Below are 21,674 nucleotides of genomic sequence, written 5' to 3'. Positions count from 1 at the left end.
CTTTATAGATGATTTTTATAAGATTGGAATAGTGAAAAATATGAGATTTTATTATGGCGGCAATAACAAAAAGGCATATCAAAATTTGGTGAATAAAGCTACATTCCATAGTCTTTGTCACTATCTTTATCAACATGAAGCAGCTACTTTACGTGATTTAAAAAAAGAGATTTCCAATCGTGATTTAGAAAAAACGATAGAGATAGCAATCAAGTTACGATTATTAGAAAGAGTAGATAGGCGATATTATTTAAGATTTCCTATTTTTTCTCAAAAAATGGTTACGGATCTGGAAAAAGAAGAAACCTTTCAAGAAGCGTTGGAAATATTGAAGAAAGAGGACAGTCAAAATTTATTCGCTGAATTGAATTATTTTAATAGACTTTTACAAACAACATATTTCTATGCAGTTCATGAAGAAATCCAATTAGCAGATATTTCGGAATTAAAAAATGATGAAATCACTTTGATAAGCTGTCAATTGCAAGGAGACTATACGACACTTCCGTACTATTTTACTGCTTTAAGAGAAGATAATACCATAACTGAAGAATTTGCTCTATACGATGTCTTAGGAGATGTCGATCAGGATTATGCGCTAAACCAGTTTTCTTATATCATTCAAAGAATTCATCGAGGTAAAAAAGTTAGACCCTCTATTTTTAGCCAAGCGTTGTTAATCACTAAAATATTGAGTGTTGATACTGAGGGAGTTTGGCAATTGCGTACGCCGCTTTTAAAACATTATGAAGATAATTCGATTAACTTAGCCGGAGATACTTTAAAATGGCGTTTGTTATTTACTAAATTTTTAGAATGGAAAGGAAATGACTCTTTACAATATATTCTTCTCAAAGATTGATAGTAGAATAGGCAATTCTGGTAATGATTTTGATAACCAGCTAGAAAACCCGATTATTTTAAAAATAAATTAAAAAATGATAATAAAAATCGTTGAGTTTATAACAAAATAATGATATTATTATTATAGAATGAATCAGGGGGGCTTCTGGATGGAGAAGATTAAAAAAGAATATGTAAAAAATAGACCGATAACAAAGGGTTCGATGATTCAGTTTATTTCGACGACAGAAGTAGAGAATGCACGAGCTGAATTAAAAGCTAATAAAATTGATGAGCGTCGTTTTTCAGATGGAGAAATTATTTTAGCAATTCAGCAAAAAAAAGAGGTTGGGGCACAAACTATTGTTCCGATAGTAGTCGATTGGTTAGTAGAAAATAATTTTATTGTGACAGGGGCACAAGCTGTTAAATATCTATTGGATAATACGAAGTATGATAGTAAACCTTGCCTATACAAAGTTGTTGGAGAGCTGGATTTTGACACTAATGGAAAGTTTTATTTAATTGTTGCGACGAGTCCAAAAAGTAAAATAGAATCTTTGTTTAAAGTTTATACCAATGGTGTGATTAAAGAATTGTGGGTAGAACATTAGGATAGCTAAGAAGTGATCAATCCCTTCTTTTTTCGCAATCTATTCCACTTGCATTAAACAATGATAGATGAATAAGAGTAAGTATTCATTTAATGTCAAATTTTTTGAATATAAATAGAAAAAGGGCAAACCCACAAAGTCTGGGTTTGCCCTTTTTTGCTAAATTATACATGCTTTTTTATCGGCATGTTTAAAAAGAAAAAACTAAAAAATGTAATGTTAATCGTTGCTGCAACGATACTTCCAAAATTAGGTAGCGAAAAATCAGTTAATAAAACACTGTAAAGAACGCTTCCTAAATAAATAAGGATATCAATACCCATTAAAATAGCAAAAAAGACAGGATACTTACGATTTAAAAAGGCGATTAAAAAGAAAAATAAAGCCATTAAGGTTGTTAATATCTGAATACCTACTGATAAAAGATAAAAAAAGGAATGGATATTCTCCGAAGGTAAAAAAGTTCGGAGAAATAAAATTGAAAAGGCGATAAAATAAAAGCTGGTTGCTTCTTTGAATTCAATTTTTCCTGTTTGTTTGCAGTAGTAATAAAGCAAGCCACTAAAGATAACTGTGAATAAAATAAAAAGATGATTAAAAAGGGTGCCAAGATTACTATTTTCACCAAAGGCATTTAAGGACAGTTTGGTTGCAAGGGTATCAAATAAGTAATCGCTACAAAAAGTCGACACAAAAAGAATCGTAGCGGTGAAACCACAAGCTACGGTAATATATTTTAATAGTTTCAAATTTGTCATATATTTTCTCCAAACGATTTTTCAGCATAATAATAACAAAATAATAAGTAAATGTCGACTATTTCTCATAAAATAATACTTTTATTAATTTAATATGAAAAATAAAGAAAACGTCAATTTACTAGCAAATTGACGTTTTCTTTATTATTGTCGGAGTTGTCTTTTTCGAACTTTTTTGGTCCAAAATCCGCCCGAAATATATTTTGGTTCATAGGAGATAATAAAAGCACGTTCTTCAACACTTTTAATTAATTGGTAAAGTTGGCGTTCGTTTTTTCGCGGCGATAAAATTTCGAGTACGACACGATCGCCTTCTAAGCCTTGTGCATTACTCTGAGTAACACCGTAACCATTATCGCGTAATACTTTAGGTAGATGATTTTCTTCGCTGGTATTAGAAGGGAGGATAGCAGTAACCATAATATAGCCAAGGGCAAGTTTATCCTCTATTTTAATTCCAACACTAATTCCAACTGCGTAACCAAGCGCATAAACAAATAAGTTGATAGGATCATCTAGACGATCTAAGACCATCGAAAGCCCTAAAATATAAATCGTAATTTCGACCATACTCACTAGTGGTGCGATGACACGATAACCTTTCATTGTTAACATGAAGCGGAGTGTATTCAAGGTGATGTAGGCAAAATTAATAGCGAAAATCATAAATAATAGCTTGAAATCCAATTAAAAACCCCCTTATTGCTCCAAAATACACTACAAATTCAGAAATTACAATTGAAAGACTAACCAAAATAGAATTTTTTTGCAAAAATATTAAAAAAAGATTACAATTGTTATATAGAACGATTGTTATAATATAAAAAATGTGTGAGGGGTGAGGAAATGAGTCGACGTCTTTTACTAGTTAGTCATGGTATAATGATGGTTTTTGGTCTTTATTATTCAGTATACTTACTATTAGTTAATCCGGAAACATTTTTTTCGATTGAGCAAGCTTTGAGTTATCATCCAACCTTTGATCATATGTTGTTTGTCTTTTTTAAATTTCTATTAATTTTTGTCAGTAGTCTTTTTGCTTTTGTAACTTTGCACTTTTTTTTACCATTTTGTCATTCCTATTCGTTTATTCAGGGGATGATTTTGTTAGCCCTAGCGTTAATCGTTGTCTATTTACCTTTTATTGTTCGAATATTTCTAGGCACGATGGGTATTTTTCAGTGTGGTACAGTTATTTATCAAAAGTTTTTTCAGGATAATATAGTTAATTGGTAAATGTCGAAATGATAAATTATTTTTTAAGTACTTGATTTTTTAGTCAAGTACTTTTTTATTTACAAAAAAATCGCAACATTTCTAAACAATAATGCTCATTATTGTCTCATAAAAAGATGTGTCATCTTTTTTAATGTTCAGAATTAGTTATATAATTTTCATTTTTTATTTTCGTAATATTCTTTATTTTTAAGTATTGTGTAATAGCAATGTTGTTATCGTATTCAGCAAAAATGTTGTAAACGCTTTAACAAAAGACATTTTTCGTTGTTACAAAATGAATTAAATTTATTTTGTGGAAAACGAGTTATTTTTACCACAAAATGCTTTTCAAAGATTAGAAGTATGTTATTATTATATTAGAAAAAGTTAGTGATTTAACTGGATTCGTTCTTATCCTTTAGTCTAAAAAAATTGCCTGATCAAAAATAGTCATTATAGAAAGGAAACTGGTATGGTTGAAAAAAAGCAAGAAATTAAAGCGCTAGCAGCAGAAGAACGGTTTTTAACAGGAGAGAACTTTTATAGCCAGCACTTTTTGGGTGCACATAAGTTAACGAATGGCAATTTTGTATTCCGGGTCTGGGCTCCTAATGCACAACAAGTTTGGTTGGTGGGCGATTTTAATGATTGGGAAGATACAATACCGTTAGTAAAACGAGAATCGGGTATTTGGGAAGTCAAGACAGCTAAACCCCACGAGGGCGATCTTTATAAATTTAAAATACGGCAAGCAAATGGTCGTGAAATTTTTAAAATTGATCCTTTTGCTATTCGATTTGAAAAACGTCCCGGAAGTGCAGCGGTTTTACATACTTTACAGGAAAAAAAATGGAAAGATGGCTTATGGCAGGGCCGGAAAAAACGAACAAATTATTTTAAGCGACCATTGAATATTTATGAAGTTCATGCCAGTTCTTGGAAACATCATGAAGATAATACACCTTATACCTTTTCTGATTTAACCAAAGAACTCATTCCCTATGTTAAAGAAATGGGCTATACCCATATTGAATTTATGCCATTAATGGAGCACCCACTAGGAAAGTCTTGGGGATATCAACTAGTTGGCTATTTTGCATTAAGTTCTTATTACGGTACACCGGAGGAATTTCAAGATTTTGTTGAAGCTTGTCATAAAGAAAATATCGGAGTTTTAGTTGATTGGGTACCTGGTCATTTTTGTATTAACGAAGATACGCTACCTTATTATGATGGGACACCAACGTTTGAATATGAAGATCTGGATCGTGCTAGAAATATTCGCTGGGGATCAATTAATTTTGATTTAGGAAAACCACAAGTTCAAAGTTTTTTAATTTCTAGTGCACTGTTTTGGTTAGAATTTTATCATTTAGATGGTATTCGGGTGGATGCTGTTTCCAATATGCTCTACCGTGACTATGATGAAGGACCTTGGACGCCAAACCATGAAGGCGGTAATCGAAACTTTGAAGGCTATTACTTTTTACAAAAATTGAACGCTGTAGTGAAATTAGCACATCCTGAAGTGTTAATGATAGCTGAAGAAAGTTCCTCTGATACAAAAATTACCGGTATGATTGAAAGTGGTGCGTTAGGCTTTGACTATAAGTGGAATATGGGTTGGATGAATGATGTGTTACGGTTTTACGAGATGGACCCAATTTATCGACGCCATAATTTTAATCTACTAACATTTTCGTTCATGTATATGATGAGTGAAAACTATATTTTACCTTTATCTCATGATGAAGTTGTTCATGGTAAAAAAAGTCTGATGCATAAAATGTGGGGAGATCGCTACAAGCAGTTTTCTCAACTACGTAATCTGTATACGTATATGATTACCCACCCTGGTAAAAAGTTACTCTTTATGGGTAGTGAATGGGGACAGTTTTTGGAGTGGAAATACGATCATGGTTTAGAATGGGTCGATTTAAATGATGATATGAACCATAGTATGCAACATTTTACCAAGACATTAAATGAACTTTATAGAACTGAAAAAGCACTTTGGGAATTAGAAGGTAGCTATGACACGATTGAAATTATTGATGCGGACAACAACGAGGAAACGATTTTGAGTTTCATTAGACGAGGAAAGACAAAAAAAGATTTTATCATTGTTGTTTTAAATCTAACGCCAGTAGAGCGAAAAGACTTTGTCGTGGGCGTGCCATATAAAGGCACGTATAAAGAAATTTTAAATACAGAGATGAAAGAATTTGGCGGAACTTGGGTTAAATCAAATGATGTAAAAGAGTCAATTGCTGTTCCGTTTAAAGATTATCCATATCAAATTCAAACTATTGTGCCAGCTTTAGGGGCATTGTTGATTAAACCGGCTGAAGTTAATACGCGGGGAAGATCAAGTAGTAAAAGTAAAAAGGCAAAAGCTGAAAATTAAAAGGGGGGAATGGTGAAATTTCACCGCAAAAATGAAAACAGAAATGTTAGCAATGATTTTAGCCGGCGGTCAAGGAACCCGGTTAGGAAAATTAACTAAAAATATTGCCAAGCCAGCAGTACCGTTTGGTGGACGTTATCGTATTATTGACTTTACCTTAAGTAATTGCGCCAACTCTGGAATTCGCAATGTTGGGGTTGTCACGCAATATCAGCCATTGGCATTAAATAATCATATCGGAAATGGCGCTAGTTGGGGATTAGATGGTATTAATTCAGGTGTCACTATTTTACAACCTTTCTCCAGTTCTGAAGGAAGCAAGTGGTTTGAAGGAACAGCACATGCAATTTATCAAAATATTGCCTACATTGATCAAATGGATCCGCAATATGTACTGGTTTTATCTGGTGACCATATTTATAAAATGGATTATGAAGATATGCTGGAAACTCATAAAGCTAACAATGCCTCATTATCTGTGGCTGTTATTGAAGTGCCAATTAAAGAAGCTTCACGCTTTGGAATTATGAATACAGATGAAAATGACCGAATTATTGAGTTTGAAGAAAAACCAGAAGAGCCCAAAAACAACTTGGCTTCGATGGGAATTTACATTTTTAACTGGGGACGCTTACGTAATGTTTTAATGAATAGCTACTCAAAAGATGGGCAAATGATTGACTTTGGTAAACATGTTATTCCAAACTATCTTGAATCTGGTGAAAATGTATTTGCTTATCGTTTTTCTGGCTATTGGAAAGATGTGGGAACAATCGATTCCTTATGGGAAGCTAATATGGAATTTATTGAACCGGATATGGAATTGGACATTCGTGACAAATCATGGCGCGTATTTTCAAAAAATACGATTTCGCCACCTCATTTCTTAACACAAACAGCAGCAGTGAAAAATTCATTAATTGTAGATGGCTGTTATGTTTCTGGTGAAATTAATCATTCTATCTTATCAGACGATGTTCAAGTGAAAGAAGGTACTGTGATTAGCGATAGTGTAGTAATGCCGGGAGCAACGATTGGGAAAAACGTTAAAATTCATCGCGCGATTATTGGTGAAAATGCCATTGTAGGTGATGATGCAGTTATTGACGGCAGCGAGGAAATTGCTGTAGTCGGCTATTCCGAAGTGATTGGAGTGACTCTTGATGAGAACTAATAAAATGTGCGCAATTCTGGGTAATTTACATCGTTACAATGAGTTATTGCCATTAACAGAAAATCGTCCGTTGGCAACATTGCCTTTTGATTGCAAATATCGTCTAATTGATTTTAATTTGTCTAGTATTGTGAATGCCAATATTAATACTGTATTTATGGTATTCAACGAAGGAGAAACACAATCGGTTTTTGATCATATCGGTGGTGGAAAAGAATGGAATTTAGATAGTGTTCGCAACCGCTTCTTTATTCATGTTTATCAAGATTTTTTAAAACAAAAGGCAGAAAATAAGCATTACTATGATACAGTAATTGATTATTTACGTAAATCAAAATCAGAATACACTGTCTTTATGGGCAGTAAAATGCTTTGCAATATTGATTTACGCGCTGTATTAAAAATTCATCAAATGCAAGAAAATGATATGACAGTCGTTTATAAACGGATGCCAAAATCACAAGTTTACCCCACAGATATTATTTTAGAAGTAGAAGATCATGGTAAGATTATTGGGGCAACACAAGCAAAAGAACGTAATTTGGATGATATGGTGAATTTGTCTGCAGATATTTACATCGTTCAAACTGACCGATTAATTGAAGCCTTATCACAAGGGCAAAACAAAGGAGTTTCTGTTAATTTAGAAAGCTTCCTACGTTCAAATATTACCAACGTAAAAAGTTCAGCTTATGAATATACGGGTTATTTAAATAATATTTTTGACATTAATTCTTATTATCAAGCCAATATGGACATGCTAGATCCACAAAAATTTAGTTCACTCTTATATTCAAGTAAAAAGATTTATACCAAGTTAAAAAATGAAGTACCGACCTACTATGCTCCGACGTCACAAGTGGAAAATTCGCAATTTGCAACAGGTTCCATTATTGAAGGAACAGTAAAAAATTCTTTAGTTTCTCGCCATACAGTAATTCGTGAAGAGGCAATAGTAGAAAATTCTATCGTAATGGCAAACAATAAAATCGGTGCAAAAGCTATAGTAAAATATGCGATTTTAGATAAAGAAGTTCAAGTAGCACCAGGAGTCAAAATTATCGGCACTAAAGAGGAGCCTTTAGTAATAAAAAAACAAAGTCATGTGATTTCCGATGTTTACGGAGGCGAATAAAATGAAAGTATTATTTGCTGCCACTGAATGTGCTCCTTTTTTCAAATCAGGAGGACTTGGTGATGTTGCTGGAGCTTTGCCAAAAGAGCTAGTAAGAAAAGGAATTGATTGTCAGGTTGTATTGCCCTATTTTGCCAAAAAAATTCCTAAACAATATGCTGATCAATGCGAAGATTTGTTTTCTTTTTATGTGAATGTTGGTTGGCGCCGACAATATTGTGGTATAAAAAAAATGATCTTAAATGATGTCACTTACTATTTTTTAGATAATTTATATTATTTTGGTGGCAGGGACGACTTGTATGGTTATTATGACGACGGTGAACGATTTGCTTTTTTCCAATTAGCATTAATTGAAATGTTGGAACGAATTAATTTTATTCCTGATATTTTGCATGTTAACGACTATCATACTGCAATGATTCCTTTCTTATTAAAAGAAAAATACCGTTGGATTAACGCGTATAATGGTATTAAAACAGTTTTAACCATTCATAATATCGAATTTCAAGGTCAATATGAGGGAAGTGTCTTATCTGATTTATTTGGTGTTGGTATGGAGCGTTATGAAGACGGCACTGTGCGGATGAATGACTGTTTGAATTTTATGAAAGCAGGAATTTTATATGCTGATCGTATCAATACAGTGAGTCCTTCTTACGCCGAGGAAATAAAAACGCCACAGTTTGGCTCTGGGTTAGATGTTATCTTGCGGATGGAAGCTGGTAAACTAAGCGGAATTTTAAATGGGATCGATTACGAATTAAACAATCCCAAAATTGATCCGGCTTTGCCTTTTCACTACGACTCTACAGATTTAACCGGAAAAGCGCAAAATAAGGCAGTGTTGCAAGAAAAAATGGGACTGCCGCAAAGAGCAGATGTATCCCTTTTAGCAGTGGTCAGTCGGCTGACTTACCAAAAAGGGTTTAATCTTTTGCTAGATGAATTACACAATATTTTACAAAATGATGTTCAGTTAGTATTACTTGGAACTGGGGATAAAAATTTTGAAAATGGCTTCCGCTATTTTGCAAAGACTTATCCAGAAAAATGTTCAGTTAGTATTTCTTTTGATGTAAAATTGGCACAGCAAATGTATGCCGGATCTGATATCTTTTTAATGCCTTCTGCTTTTGAGCCTTGCGGTTTATCACAAATGATTTCGATGCGTTATGGGACATTACCGATTGTTCACGAAATTGGAGGGCTAAAAGATACTGTCACACCATTTAATATTGTGACAGGTGAAGGAACTGGATTTGGTTTTGCTGAATTTAGTTCTTATCAACTCTTAAAAGCAATTGAAAGAGCATTAACAGTATATGCAGATGATTTCGTAACTTGGCACAGCTTGATTCACCAGGCGATGAATCAAGACTTTAGTTGGACAACGTCTTCAAAAGAATATGTGACGTTATATGAAACGTTAATTTAACCAGTAAGCAGAAGAAACCGAGAAACAGCTGGCTGTTTTTCGGTTTCTTATCTGTAGCGTTTAAAAAAGGAACTCACTAAAAATATTTAGCTGAAGAAGGAAACTTCTTCAACTTTTTAATATCTGGGAGGAAAAGAGATGAAGATTACTAAGAAGGTTTTTAAAGAAGAAATGATTCAACGGCTCAAAGAAAAATACGCGATGGATATCAGTGATGCAACACCACAAGAACTTTTTCATGTTTTAGGGAGTGTTGTTAAAACGTATTATGCTGATGATTGGGTGCAAACATGGAAAGATTATCTGACCGAAGAAACAAAGCAAGTTTACTACTTTTCCATTGAATTTTTACCCGGAAAAATGTTAAAAAGCAATTTATTAAATTTGGGTATTTTGGATACTGTTCGGGATGGTTTAACCGAATTGGGCTTTTCATTAGATGACATTGTAGACCAAGAAAAAGATATGGCCTTAGGGAACGGTGGGTTAGGCCGCTTAGCTTCTTGTTTTATGGACTCAATTGCTTCTTGCGGATTGCCAGGCAATGGTAATGGCATTCGCTATGACTACGGTTTGTTTAAACAGCGTTTTGTGGATGGTTATCAAGTTGAATTGCCAGATGAATGGTTAAATAATGGCAATGTATGGGAAGTGCGTAAGGAGAGTAAGGCTATTGATGTGCGCTTTGGAGGAGATGTTTACATGATGCCACTAGCGGATGGGCGTCTAAAACCAGTCTATGAAAATAGCCGTCTTATTAAAGCCGTCCCGTACGATACAGCAATGGTGGGTTATCAAAATGATGTAGTAAATACATTAAGACTATGGTCTGTTGAAATTCCCGCCTCAGAAGAAAGCAAATATCGCAGCTTAGAAGATCGTCGTGAATTAGAGGATTTAACTGCTGTTTTATATCCCGATGATTCAAATGAAAGAGGGCGAAGAATTAGACTTTTACAAGAGTATTTCTTTGTCTCAGCAGGAGTTCAAAGTATTGTCCGTTACTTTAAAAAGTTAAATAAACCGCTAACTACTATGAGTCAATCTATTGCTATCCATATTAACGATACTCATCCGGCATTATGTGTTCCAGAAATGATGCGCATTTTGTTAGATGAGTGTGATCTATCCTGGGAGCAGGCGTGGGAAATAACAGTGAAAGTCATGAGTTATACCAACCACACCATTATGTCGGAAGCTTTGGAGAAGTGGCCAATTGAACTAATGCAAGATCTGTTACCGCGTATGTATCAAATCATTGAGGAAATTGATCGACGTTTTGTCAATCAATATCGCAAATACTATGAAGCCGATTTAATCGAGCGGACACGCATTATCCGAAACGGTCAAGTTCATATGGCGAATCTAGCAATTATTGGCAGCCACAGCACGAACGGTGTTGCTAAACTGCATACAGATTTATTAAAAAATGTTGTTTTGCATGACTTCTATGTAATCTTTCCTGGAAGATTCAATAATAAAACAAATGGTATTGCTGAAAGACGATGGCTACAACTTTCCAATGAACCGCTAGCCAAACTTTTAGATAAAACAATTAAGACGTCATGGCGCCAAAAACCAAATGACTTACACTTATTACAAAATTTCGTTGAAGACGATGCTGTCTTATCTGCCATAGAAGAAGCGAAATACAAAAATAAAGTTGCTTTAGCTCAATATATTAAAGAGACAACTGATATCGTTGTTTCTCCTAATGCAATTTTTGATGTGCAAATAAAAAGGCTACACGCATACAAACGACAGTTGCTAAATCTTTTGCATATTTTGAAATTGTACTTTGATATTAAAGCAAAACCAGACTTGCAGATGGAGCCGCGAGTGTTCATTTTTGGAGCAAAAGCTGCACCAAGTTATTCCTATGCTAAAGCTATTATTAAAACAATCAATGAAACAGCACAATTAATTAATAATGATCCGGATGTGAAAGATCGACTAAAAATTGTCTTCTTAGAAAATTATAATGTCACATTAGCCGAACGCATTATTCCGGCTGCGGATGTTAGTGAACAAATTTCCTTGGCTTCAAAAGAGGCTTCTGGTACGAGCAACATGAAGTTGATGTTAAATGGAGCAGTTACTTTAGCCACCTTGGATGGTGCTAACATTGAGATACGAGATGCAGTTGGCAAAGAGAACATTGTAATTTTTGGTTTAACTGAAGAAGAGGTTTACGCATATTATCATGCTCAAAACTATAATGCACTGGGAATTTATGAGGATTCACCAACCATCCAAAAAGTTTTAAATGCTTTTATTGATGGTACAATTCCGAACATTCAATTTGAAGGACAAGAAATTTTTGATTCTTTGATTAAGTATAATGATGAATTTTTTGTCTTAAGAGATTTTGATTCATATTGTTTGGCCCAAAAGCGGATTGAAGAACTTTATCAAGATAAACGACGTTGGCAACAAATCAGCTTAATTAATATCGCAAACGCCGGTAAGTTTTCTGCCGACCACACTGTCGAACGCTACGCTGAAGACATCTGGCAAATCGAGCCTGTTTTTGCTCACAAGGAACTAACGAGGTAAGAAATTATGACGAATGTGTATTTTAATTCATGGCTAGAAGAGTATAAAAAGCCTTTTGGCGCTGTTTTAGTCAATGAATTTATTTCTTTTAAAATTCGAGCTGCAGACCCCAATGTCACAGGGGTAACGTTAGTTGTCACAAATGATGGTGGGGAAAGTCATACTATTCCAATGGAAAATTATGGGACGACTACTTATCATTTTGATTATTTTTGTAACGAAGGTAAAGGAATCTATTTTTACTATTTTAAGCTGCATTACTTAGATGCAAATCATGCTGAGTATACGCGTTACTATGGTGCAAAAGAAGGTGGTGGACCAGGTAGATTAGTCGATCACTTAGAAGAAATAAATGCTTATCAACTAACTTGTTATGAACAGGCGGAAGTAGCACCAAGTTGGTATCGAGAAGGGATATTCTATCAAATATTCCCAGATCGTTTTTATAATGGAAATGCGCAACAAGTAGTAAATAACCCTAAAGAAAATACGTTTATTTATGGCAGTAAAGAAGATAAACCGATGTATATTCGAGATGAAAATGGTGATATTGCTCGTTGGGACTTTTTTGGTGGGAATTTTAAAGGGATTAAAGATAAAATTCCCTATTTAAAGAAACTGGGGATTACAGGCATTTATTTGAATCCTATTTTTGAAGCACGCAGTAATCACCGGTATGATACGAGTAATTATTTAAATATTGATCCAGTTTTGGGCACAGAAGAAGAATTTGCCGAATTGTTACACGCACTTCATCAAAATAATATTCACGTCATTTTAGATGGTGTGTTTAGTCATGTTGGGCGTAACAGTCTTTATTTTAATTATGATGGTGCTTATGGTGAAAATGAAGGTGCTTATCGCAATATTCATAGCCGGTATTATCCGTGGTTTACTTTTAACCGCTATCCGGATGACTACCGTTCTTGGTGGGGAGTAAAAGATTTACCGGAGATTAATAAAGAAAACAAAGCATTTCAAGAATTTATTTTTGGTTCTGCAGGAGTCTTACAAAAGTGGAATGAATTTGGTGTTGATGGTTGGCGTTTAGACGTAGCCGATGAATTGCCAGATGAATTTATTGCCGGGGTTCGTCGAAATTTAGATCAGTTTAATAATAAAGTTTTATTAGGAGAAGTCTGGGAAGACGCCTCAAACAAAATTTCTTATGGCAAACGACGGCAATATATATTAGGAAAACACCTCCAAGGAGTAATGAATTATCCCCTGCGAGAACAAGCACTGGCTTTTCTTATAGCAGATTGTCGTCCTGAAACAATTGCCAGACATTTTACAACATTGCAAGAAAATTATCCCCACGACATCTTTTACAACAGTTTCAATAATATTGGAACCCATGATACTGAGCGGATTTTAACACAATTAAATGGTGATAGAAGAAAATTAGCGTTAGCATTTGGTTTGTTGCATCTTTTTCCAGGTGTGCCGTGCATCTATTATGGTGATGAAGCGGGATTAACCGGTAAAAAAGACCCAGATAACCGCAAATTTTTTCCATGGGATAATATTGATGAGACTTGTGATGAGGCTTGTCACAAATGGATTGCTTTGCGAGAGGATAATCCCGTCATTTTTCGAGGCGATTTTTTATTATTGTATACACAACGAGTTTTAGGTGTACTTCGGTATGATGCGGAGGACTTTGTCTTAGTTTTCTTTAATCCTAGTAATGGTATCCAAGTTTTAAATGTAGAAGAAATTCAATCTTTGCGCCCATTGCCAATCTCAAAGGAACGTTTGCAAGCAATTATTGGTCGTAATACTACTATGCAAGAAACAGGCACAGTAGTATTTAGTGGAAAGCTATACGAATAAATTTTGTTGTTATAACATTAAAAACCGGAACAAAAGTAGGCTAATTTCTAAAATTTCTGCGCAATACAGTAGGAGTATTAGGATTAACTATTTTTGTTCGGGTATTTTTTGTATAATTTTTTAAAATAATTGTTACCCATGGTGAATTCCAGTAGAATTTGATACTTTATGGTATGATGAAACAAAGTAGATAAAGGATGAATTAAAATGGGAAAATACACGGATATTAATCGTAAACATTATCGTTTTCCAGCTTATGATGACAAGGAAAATGTCAAAATTCAAAAAGAAAAACGTAATCTCTTTGCCAAAGACCGCAGTTGGCTTTTGACAGATGAGCCTGAAGACAAGGGAACTTCTTTTTATACGCCACCGAAAAAAAATGTCCTAAAAAATAATCACATGCAAGAAGAACGTGCACTACGTCGCTCTCGCAAAGCAACGGCTGCCAAACAAGGGCATACATTGGCACAACAAGAAGAGCTAAAAAAACATCGTGAAAATCTACCGGATTATAGTAAAAAAGTTAAACCGGAAACAGATTTAGCAGGGAGAACTTCACTTTTTGGTAAAGACTACAAACGCTCTACTTATAAAGTGAAAAATAAACCTAAAATAACGCCAGAAGAAAATACCATGAAACGTTATTCGGCAGGTCGCACTTATTTTGTCCCTAAATATATACCCGCTTCTTTAATTCCAGAGAAAAAAAAGAACGTGGTGGATGAAACAGAATTAATGGATTCATTACACAAAAATAAGGAACAATATTTATTATTTGATCATGAACCGGCAGCTTTTCAAGAAAAAAAAGCTGATGATCCTGCGGTTGAAAAATTTTATCATGAAAAAAATGTACCTGCAGAATTGGCAGATTCTAAAATAGAAATAAAACCAGAAAAAAAGAGTAAAGTTTTAGAGCGTGATTTAAAAGGTTTAATTGAAGAAGGACAATCGGAAAGTCGACGCGGTTCTGGCTATTTTGAAGAGTAGAGGTTTTGATTAAATGGAAAGTTATGAAGTGCAATTAGAAAAATTGAAAAATGGTGAAATTGAAAAAATTGAAGTAAGTCGGGAAAACTTTTTCCTTTTTCGTAAAGCTTGGGTTAATCGAGATGATAAAAAGTATTTTGTTGGTGAAGCGCATCATAATGGTGATATAACCTATCATTATGATCCAACTGTTTTGTAAAGACTTAAGCATCAATATGGATCCAAAATTGGTCAAAACAAACAGCTCTAATCCCATTTGGATATTTAGAGCTGTTTTTATATTAATTTGAAATTAAAGTTTTTCTCAAATTTAACTATCTTGCGCAGTTGCAGCAAGATCTATTTCGCGAATTGTCACTTCCTGTGGCATTTCATAAATAAACTGCACTGTCTGTGCTACTACTTTTGGATCTAAAGTTATACCGCCCATTGTCTCTTTCCAAGCAGTATAATCTTTTTGTGATTGGCGATCAGTTGTGTGGCTCAAAAGTTCGGTTTCAGCAGCTCCGGGAGCAACAAGGCAGATCCGAACATTTTTATCGGACACTTCTTCACGAATTGTTTCAGTCAGGCCATGAACACCAAATTTTGAGGCCACATAAGCAACATGATTTCGAAATGTTTTTTTACCGGCAAGTGAAGAGATATTGATAATTGTGCCATGTCTTTGGTCAATCATCTTATTTAAAACAATTTGTATCCCGTTTAAAACACCCATGATATTGACATCTAACATTTGTTGCCATTGGGTAGCGTCTTGGCTTGTCACATTGCCAAGAAGCATCACCCCCGCATTGTTAACTAACAAATCAACGGGACCAAATTTTGCAACAGCTTTTTCAATTGCCTGCTGAAAGGCGAGTTTGTCTGTGACATCAACTTTTTCAATCATCACATTTTGAAAATTAAGTGGAAGTGACAAAATACATTCGGTGCGACGTGCTAGTAAAAGTAAAGGATAACCTTGTTGATTAAATATTTCTGCCATCTGGGCACCAAATCCCGATGAAGCACCAGTAATAACGACAAGTGGTTTTGACATAATAAATCTCCTTTTCTGGCATTTTTTGTACCAGGATTATTTTTAACTATAAGCAGTATAAATACTCAAGTATACTTGAGGGCAAGGAGAAATGAATGAAAAATTATTCGATTGGTGAAATTGCCCAAAAATACCAACTTAGTGTGGCGACACTACGCTATTACGATGAAAAGGGCCTGTTGCCTTTTGTAAAGCGCAATGAATACGGTCAAAGAATTTTTACAGCAGACGACTTGGGCTACCTTGAAGTTATAGCTTGTTTAAAAAAATCAGCAATTCCATTAAAAGACATTAAAGTTTTTATGCAATGGTGTATTCAAGGAGACAGTACGCTGCCTAAACGTTATGAATTTATGGTGAGTCAAGAAGAAATATTAGAGCAAAAGATAAACGTTTTGCAAGCTAACCTTGAATTTTTAAGATGGAAAAAATGGTATTATGCTCAGGCAAAAACGGCAGGAAGCGAAAAAATGTTTTTTAAAACTGGAACGACGCAAGTAGATTCTAAATGGCGACAGAAATATTTATTAGAAGCCAGTGAAAATAGTTCAAAGTAGTTATCAAAAAATGGAGACAAATTACGGAAAAAAAGATACCAAGCAGGTTTCTACCTACTTGGTATCTTTTAAAAAAAACTATTCATGCAGAAGACGGGACTTGAACCCGCACGAGCATCCGCTCACAAGACCCTCAATCTTGCTTGTCTGCCAATTCCAACACTTCTGCTAAACAACAACTTATGATACCTTATAAAAAAAAACTTTGTCAAGATTAAGATTAGAAATAGGTGTTTGTTTGAAAAAATCAGATGGAACGTTTCTTTTACCAGCGGTATTGCTGGGGATATTAATTGGAATAATAATGGAGAATATTTTACTTGGTATTTTTATGGGGCTTATAGCAAGCATAGCAATTGATATTGGAATTAATTTTTGGCAAGCAAAAAAATAAAACTTTTGCGAAAAATTACAGGAGGGATTGCTTTTTAAAAGATAAAAAAGTAAAGTAATTAAAAGAATTCAATAAAAAGGGGCGACGATGATGAAACATTTTGAGAAATCAAATAAATTAGAAGGTGTTAGCTATGACGTGCGCGGCCCAGTGTTAGAAGAGGCCGATCGAATGCAAGAAGAAGGCGTTAGTATTTTAAAATTAAATACTGGTAATCCGGCACCTTTTGGCTTTGAAGCCCCTGATGAAATTGTGCGTGACTTAATTATGAATGTTCGTTCATCAGAAGGATATTCTGATTCCAAAGGGATTTTTTCAGCGCGAAAAGCCATTGAGCAGTATTGTCAATTAAAGGGATTTCCTAACGTAACAATAAATGATATTTATACAGGTAATGGAGTTAGTGAGCTTATCACTATGTGTATGCAAGGCTTATGTAATGATGGAGACGAGGTGTTAGTACCCTCACCTGACTATCCTTTATGGACGGCATCCGTTTCTTTAGCTGGTGGCAAACCCGTTCATTATATTTGTGATGAAGCAAGTGAGTGGTATCCAGATCTTCAAGATATGCGTGCTAAAATTACCAGTAAAACTAAAGCAATTGTAGTAATTAATCCTAATAATCCCACTGGAGCACTTTATCCCCAAGAGATATTAGAAGGTATCGTGGACTTAGCACGAGAATTTGATTTGATTATTTTTTCTGATGAAATCTATGATCGCTTGGTGATGGATGGACTGACCCATGTTCCAATCGCCACATTAGCTCCAGACCGCTTCATCGTGACCTTAAATGGATTATCAAAATCTCACCGTGTAGCAGGTTTTCGTGTAGGTTGGATGGTTCTAAGTGGAGATAAAAAAGGGGTGAAAGATTACATTGAGGGTTTAAATATGTTGTCTTCCATGCGTTTATGCTCCAATGTATTGTCTCAACAAATTATTCAAACTGCTCTTGGGGGATACCAAAGCAGTGATGAATTATTATTGCCAGGTGGTCGAATCTACGAACAACGTGAATTCATTTATAACGCATTAAATGATATTCCAGGTCTTTCAGCTGTAAAACCAAAAGCAGCTTTTTATATTTTTCCTAAAATTGACATTAAGCGGTTTAATATTACCAATGATGAACAATTTGTTTTGGATTTTTTGCATGAACACAAGATTTTGCTAGTCCATGGTGGCGGGTTTAATTGGCAAGAACCCGATCATTTTCGGATTGTTTATTTGCCTAAAATGGATGATTTGAAATTTACAGCAGAAAAATTGCGCGCGTTTTTGGCAACCTATCAACAAAAATAAATAAAAAAGAGAATGACTGGCTTTTGATCTTTAACAAACTGGATTGTTTGAAGACCATCAGCTCCATCATTCTCTTTTTTTGTACCTATGTGAAAGTTGTATATAAAGTTATTAGATTATATGTAAAGCGCTTGATCATTCTTATGAGAGCCGTTGGCAGGCTTTTTTACTGATGATAATTCGCTTGGCATACTTCGTCTCTAATTCCTCATTCGGGTTTGTCACATTGATTAAAAACGAATTTTGATACTCCTTTTCAATCCAGCCTGAAAATTGTTCATCTTGCCACTTAAAAATAACATTTGCTTGTTGTTTCATTCCAAAATCCTCCTAAATTTTTCCACATAATGATAAAAAGTTGCTTGTTTTCGGTAGCGCCTTTGCGGGTATTATGTGATAAAATATACAAAAAGGGTAATGCTAATTCGCATAATTGGAGGCAGATCGCGTAATGACAGCAGAAAATGTTTCTTTTGGGCAAGCATTAAAACAGATTCGCAAAGATCGTAAATTAACACAAAAAATGTTGTCGCAAAATATTTGTTCTCAAAGCGTTTTGAGTCGCATCGAAAATGACGAAGAGTTGCCAAATGTCTTGGTGATGCAGAATTTGTGCGAACGACTAGGCGTAACTATTGATCAAATTATGACGCTTCACTCTAAGGAGATTCGAAAGGTAAATTTATTGCTTGATCAAATGGCCTATCACTTTTTCCATAAAGAATATACAAAATTAAACGCATTGTTAAATCAGCCAGATGTTTTAGATCAATTGTATTTGGATACAGACTTACAATTATACTATTATTATTTAGGCAGTTGCGAATATTTTCTAGGAAAAGACCTCGAATCGTCTTTGCAGCATTTGAAACATGGACTTTCTTATACATTTCAAGTGGACAAACATTTTATTTCTTCTAATGAAATTCAATTAATTTCTTGTATTGGAAGAGTACAAGTGGATTTAGGTCAAAAAAAAGAAGGAGAGTTTAATCTAGCTTATAGTATGGAGCTTTTTTATACATTACCTAATGAGCGTATTGATTGCCGCCTTGCAAAAGTTTTTTATAATTACGGTTTGTTTTTATACCGAGAAAAGCGGTATGACGAAGCATTGGTTATCGTGAAAAATGGTGCAGAAATGGTGCGAAAACAAAAAAGTTATTATTATTTAGAAGAGCTTTTCCGGTTAGAAGGTTTGATTTATGAAGCGCAAGGTAAAAATGAACAAGGAGAGAAATACTTTAAAATATCTAGCTCTGTGAAACGGATTACAAATCTTTAAAATGGTTTAGACCTTTCTTGACTTCTGTTAAAAGAAGGAGTAATTTTAAGATAGTAAATCAAAGGAGCGATTTAAATGCGGACATTTATTTATGCTGACAAGTTTTTCTTAAATTCTGATACTAAATCTGCAGGCTATTTAGAAATTATTGATGGAAAATTTGGTAGCTATTATGCTGAATTACCTGAAAAAGATGCAGATGTTATCGACCACAGTGGCAAATGGATTGCCCCAGGTTTAGTGGACACACATATTCACGGCTATAAAAACCAAGATGTTATGGACAATAATGCTGAAGGTTTGAAGATTATGTCTGAAGGGTTGTTAGAATGTGGTGTGACTTCTTACCTACCAACGACTTTAACTTCTACAAAAGAATTATTAAAAGACGTTGCTAAAACGATTGGCGATACGTATCAAGAAGTAAAAGGTGCAAAAATTCAAGGGATCTATTTTGAAGGACCATATTTTACAGAAGAACACAAGGGTGCGCAAAACCCATCTTACTTTGGTGATCCAGATATTGATACTTTCCATGAATGGCAAGAGGCATCTGGTGGTTTAATTAAAAAAATTGCTTTAGCACCTGAACGTCAAGGCGTTAAAGAGTTTGTTAATCAAGTGACGAGAGAAGGTGTCGTAGTAGCTTTAGGGCATAGTAATGCGACATTAGAAGAAGCAACAGAAGCAGTTGAAGCTGGAGCAAATGTATTTGTACACGCTTATAATGGGATGCGTGGATTGAATCATCGCGAACCAGGTATGGTAGGTGCGCTACTTAGTTTACAACATGTCTTTTCTGAATTGATTTGTGACGGACACCATGTTCATCCACAAGCTGCTGAAATTTTAATGGAAAAAGCTGGCCATGACCATGTAGCATTAATTACAGATTGCATGATGGCAGGTGGCATGCCAGATGGCGACTATATTTTGGGTGAGTTCCCTGTTGTAGTAAAAGAGGGAACAGCTCGAATGAAAGAAGGCAATTTGGCTGGTAGTATTTTGAAATTAAAAGAAGCTATTAAGAATGTCGTAGATTGGGAAATTGCTACTCCAGAAGAAGCAATTATGATGGCAACTTGGGTTCCCGCTGTTAGTTGTAAGATTGATGACAAGTGTGGTTTGATTAAAAATGGACGGGATGCTGACTTTATTGTCTTAAATCCAGACATGACCTTAGTAGCTACTTATTTAGATGGTGTAAAACGTTACGAAGCTTAATTTAAATAGTATTTTTTTAACGACAGCCAAAATTTTGGTTGTCGTTTTTTTATTTTGGTAAATATCTTTTTAGTTATTTTATTTTCTGCCAAATAAAAGTGTGTTTTTCTAAGTTGAATTTTCATTAAAAAAATATCTTGTGGTAAACTTAATTTAACGAGAATTTTTTTATAAGGGGCTAATTTTATGAGTTATATTGAAGTTTTTAACGAAGTGAAAAAGTATCAGATGGGAGATACGGAAATCATTGCTAACGATAATGTTACCTTTAGTGTTGAAAAAGGTGAGATAGCTGTTATTTTAGGGCCAAGTGGTGCTGGAAAGTCGACTGTTTTAAACATACTAGGTGGCATGGACACCTGTGATAGTGGACAAGTTACAGTAGATGGAACAGATATCGCACGTTTTGATGCGAAACAATTGACAGGATATAGAAGAAACGATGTCGGTTTTGTCTTCCAATTTTATAATTTAGTTCCTAATTTAACTGCAAAAGAAAATGTGGAATTAGCCTCACAAATTGTAGAAGACGCAATGGATGCTGAGGAGGTCTTGTTAAAAGTTGGATTAGGTAAGCGCATGAATAATTTTCCTGCACAATTGTCTGGAGGAGAACAACAGCGCGTGACGATTGCTCGTGCTTTGGCTAAAAAACCTAAAATTTTACTTTGTGATGAACCAACAGGAGCACTGGATTATGAAACAGGAAAACAAATTTTAGAAATTTTGAAAGATACAGCAACAGAATTTGAAACGACAGTCATAATTATTACCCATAATTCAGCAATTGCTCCTATGGCCGATCGTGTCATTAAAATTAATGATGCCAAGGTCAGAAGTATTACTTTAAATGAAAATCCACTTCCGATTGAAGAGATTGCGTGGTGATAGT

The 21,674-nt window shown here is 34.6% G+C and carries 21 protein-coding genes and 1 tRNA gene; 17 read left to right on the top strand and 5 right to left on the bottom strand.

Annotated elements, in window-relative coordinates; all coding sequences use genetic code 11:
• Positions 1 to 40: 40 nt before the first annotated feature.
• Entirely contained in the window at positions 41 to 862 is an 822-nt protein-coding gene (locus EsVE80_RS07910) for a DUF1803 domain-containing protein (protein WP_232061327.1), read from the top strand.
• Between the two features lie 151 nt (positions 863 to 1,013).
• Complete coding sequence (locus EsVE80_RS07905; protein ID WP_173103239.1) at positions 1,014 to 1,457, top strand: hypothetical protein; 444 nt, start codon at positions 1,014 to 1,016, stop codon at positions 1,455 to 1,457.
• Between the two features lie 164 nt (positions 1,458 to 1,621).
• On the opposite strand, the gene EsVE80_RS07900 is transcribed toward EsVE80_RS07905, so the two are convergent.
• Together EsVE80_RS07900 and EsVE80_RS07895 are read right to left on the bottom strand one after the other, a co-directional pair.
• Complete coding sequence (locus EsVE80_RS07900; protein ID WP_173103238.1) at positions 1,622 to 2,215, bottom strand: hypothetical protein; 594 nt, start codon at positions 2,213 to 2,215, stop codon at positions 1,622 to 1,624.
• Positions 2,216 to 2,359: 144 nt separating this feature from the next.
• Entirely contained in the window at positions 2,360 to 2,902 is a 543-nt protein-coding gene (locus EsVE80_RS07895) for a DUF2179 domain-containing protein (protein WP_269474233.1), read from the bottom strand.
• A 159-nt stretch (positions 2,903 to 3,061) separates the two neighbouring features.
• Between EsVE80_RS07895 and EsVE80_RS07890 the strand changes: the two genes are divergently transcribed.
• The 9 genes from EsVE80_RS07890 (at position 3,062) to EsVE80_RS07850 (ending at position 15,171) form a co-directional block, all read left to right on the top strand.
• On the top strand, positions 3,062 to 3,451 hold the full coding sequence (locus tag EsVE80_RS07890; protein ID WP_173103237.1) for a hypothetical protein: 390 nt from the start codon (positions 3,062 to 3,064) through the stop codon (positions 3,449 to 3,451).
• A 454-nt stretch (positions 3,452 to 3,905) separates the two neighbouring features.
• Positions 3,906 to 5,840: a 1,4-alpha-glucan branching protein GlgB gene (glgB, locus tag EsVE80_RS07885; RefSeq protein ID WP_173103236.1), complete on the top strand. Its 1,935-nt coding sequence runs from the start codon at positions 3,906 to 3,908 to the stop codon at positions 5,838 to 5,840.
• Positions 5,841 to 5,871: 31 nt separating this feature from the next.
• On the top strand, positions 5,872 to 7,014 hold the full coding sequence (locus tag EsVE80_RS07880; RefSeq protein ID WP_173103235.1) for a glucose-1-phosphate adenylyltransferase: 1,143 nt from the start codon (positions 5,872 to 5,874) through the stop codon (positions 7,012 to 7,014).
• Positions 7,004 to 8,149, top strand: a complete 1,146-nt coding sequence (gene glgD / locus EsVE80_RS07875; RefSeq protein WP_173103234.1) for a glucose-1-phosphate adenylyltransferase subunit GlgD — start codon at positions 7,004 to 7,006, stop codon at positions 8,147 to 8,149. The genes EsVE80_RS07880 and glgD overlap by 11 nt, the downstream gene beginning before the upstream one ends.
• A gap of 1 nt (position 8,150) precedes the next feature.
• Positions 8,151 to 9,587, top strand: coding sequence for a glycogen synthase GlgA (glgA, locus tag EsVE80_RS07870; RefSeq protein ID WP_173103233.1), 1,437 nt, complete (start codon positions 8,151 to 8,153; stop codon positions 9,585 to 9,587).
• A 144-nt stretch (positions 9,588 to 9,731) separates the two neighbouring features.
• On the top strand, positions 9,732 to 12,143 hold the full coding sequence (locus tag EsVE80_RS07865) for a glycogen/starch/alpha-glucan phosphorylase (protein WP_408639876.1): 2,412 nt from the start codon (positions 9,732 to 9,734) through the stop codon (positions 12,141 to 12,143).
• A 6-nt stretch (positions 12,144 to 12,149) separates the two neighbouring features.
• Positions 12,150 to 13,979, top strand: coding sequence for a glycoside hydrolase family 13 protein (locus EsVE80_RS07860; protein ID WP_173103231.1), 1,830 nt, complete (start codon positions 12,150 to 12,152; stop codon positions 13,977 to 13,979).
• 207 nt (positions 13,980 to 14,186) lie between these two features.
• Positions 14,187 to 14,972, top strand: coding sequence for a hypothetical protein (locus EsVE80_RS07855; protein ID WP_173103230.1), 786 nt, complete (start codon positions 14,187 to 14,189; stop codon positions 14,970 to 14,972).
• Between the two features lie 13 nt (positions 14,973 to 14,985).
• The gene (locus EsVE80_RS07850; protein ID WP_173103229.1) at positions 14,986 to 15,171 is read left to right on the top strand and encodes a hypothetical protein; all 186 of its coding nucleotides are present in this window, start codon (positions 14,986 to 14,988) and stop codon (positions 15,169 to 15,171) included.
• Between the two features lie 111 nt (positions 15,172 to 15,282).
• Here EsVE80_RS07850 and EsVE80_RS07845 read toward each other — a convergent pair whose 3' ends face one another.
• The gene (locus tag EsVE80_RS07845) at positions 15,283 to 16,014 is read right to left on the bottom strand and encodes an SDR family oxidoreductase (protein ID WP_173103228.1); all 732 of its coding nucleotides are present in this window, start codon (positions 16,012 to 16,014) and stop codon (positions 15,283 to 15,285) included.
• A gap of 95 nt (positions 16,015 to 16,109) precedes the next feature.
• Between EsVE80_RS07845 and EsVE80_RS07840 the strand changes: the two genes are divergently transcribed.
• Positions 16,110 to 16,571, top strand: coding sequence for a MerR family transcriptional regulator (locus EsVE80_RS07840; protein WP_173103227.1), 462 nt, complete (start codon positions 16,110 to 16,112; stop codon positions 16,569 to 16,571).
• A gap of 85 nt (positions 16,572 to 16,656) precedes the next feature.
• Here the strand turns inward: EsVE80_RS07840 and EsVE80_RS07835 are convergent.
• Positions 16,657 to 16,740, bottom strand: a tRNA-Leu gene (locus EsVE80_RS07835).
• Positions 16,741 to 16,809: 69 nt separating this feature from the next.
• On the opposite strand from EsVE80_RS07835, the gene EsVE80_RS07830 reads away from it, so the two are divergent.
• Together EsVE80_RS07830 and EsVE80_RS07825 are read left to right on the top strand one after the other, a co-directional pair.
• Positions 16,810 to 16,965 (top strand): hypothetical protein, encoded by a 156-nt coding sequence (locus EsVE80_RS07830; RefSeq protein WP_173103226.1) that lies wholly within the window; start codon positions 16,810 to 16,812, stop codon positions 16,963 to 16,965.
• Between the two features lie 90 nt (positions 16,966 to 17,055).
• Positions 17,056 to 18,273 (top strand): pyridoxal phosphate-dependent aminotransferase, encoded by a 1,218-nt coding sequence (locus EsVE80_RS07825; protein WP_173104158.1) that lies wholly within the window; start codon positions 17,056 to 17,058, stop codon positions 18,271 to 18,273.
• Between the two features lie 141 nt (positions 18,274 to 18,414).
• Here EsVE80_RS07825 and EsVE80_RS07820 read toward each other — a convergent pair whose 3' ends face one another.
• Positions 18,415 to 18,591, bottom strand: a complete 177-nt coding sequence (locus EsVE80_RS07820) for a DUF2187 domain-containing protein (protein WP_173103225.1) — start codon at positions 18,589 to 18,591, stop codon at positions 18,415 to 18,417.
• Positions 18,592 to 18,724: 133 nt separating this feature from the next.
• On the opposite strand from EsVE80_RS07820, the gene EsVE80_RS07815 reads away from it, so the two are divergent.
• The 3 genes from EsVE80_RS07815 to EsVE80_RS07805 all read left to right on the top strand — a co-directional run bounded on the left by EsVE80_RS07815 (position 18,725) and on the right by EsVE80_RS07805 (position 21,670).
• On the top strand, positions 18,725 to 19,558 hold the full coding sequence (locus EsVE80_RS07815) for a helix-turn-helix domain-containing protein (protein ID WP_173103224.1): 834 nt from the start codon (positions 18,725 to 18,727) through the stop codon (positions 19,556 to 19,558).
• Positions 19,559 to 19,633: 75 nt separating this feature from the next.
• On the top strand, positions 19,634 to 20,782 hold the full coding sequence (nagA, locus tag EsVE80_RS07810) for an N-acetylglucosamine-6-phosphate deacetylase (protein ID WP_173103223.1): 1,149 nt from the start codon (positions 19,634 to 19,636) through the stop codon (positions 20,780 to 20,782).
• Between the two features lie 186 nt (positions 20,783 to 20,968).
• Positions 20,969 to 21,670, top strand: a complete 702-nt coding sequence (locus EsVE80_RS07805; protein ID WP_173103222.1) for an ABC transporter ATP-binding protein — start codon at positions 20,969 to 20,971, stop codon at positions 21,668 to 21,670.
• The last annotated feature ends 4 nt before the right edge of the window (positions 21,671 to 21,674 follow it).

Origin of the sequence: Enterococcus saigonensis, assembly GCF_011397115.1 — a bacterium.
GTDB classification, from domain to species: Bacteria; Bacillota; Bacilli; order Lactobacillales; family Enterococcaceae; genus Enterococcus_C; species Enterococcus_C saigonensis.
Note: the sequence above shows the minus strand (reverse complement) of the source record. Positions and strands in the feature narration are given on the sequence as shown.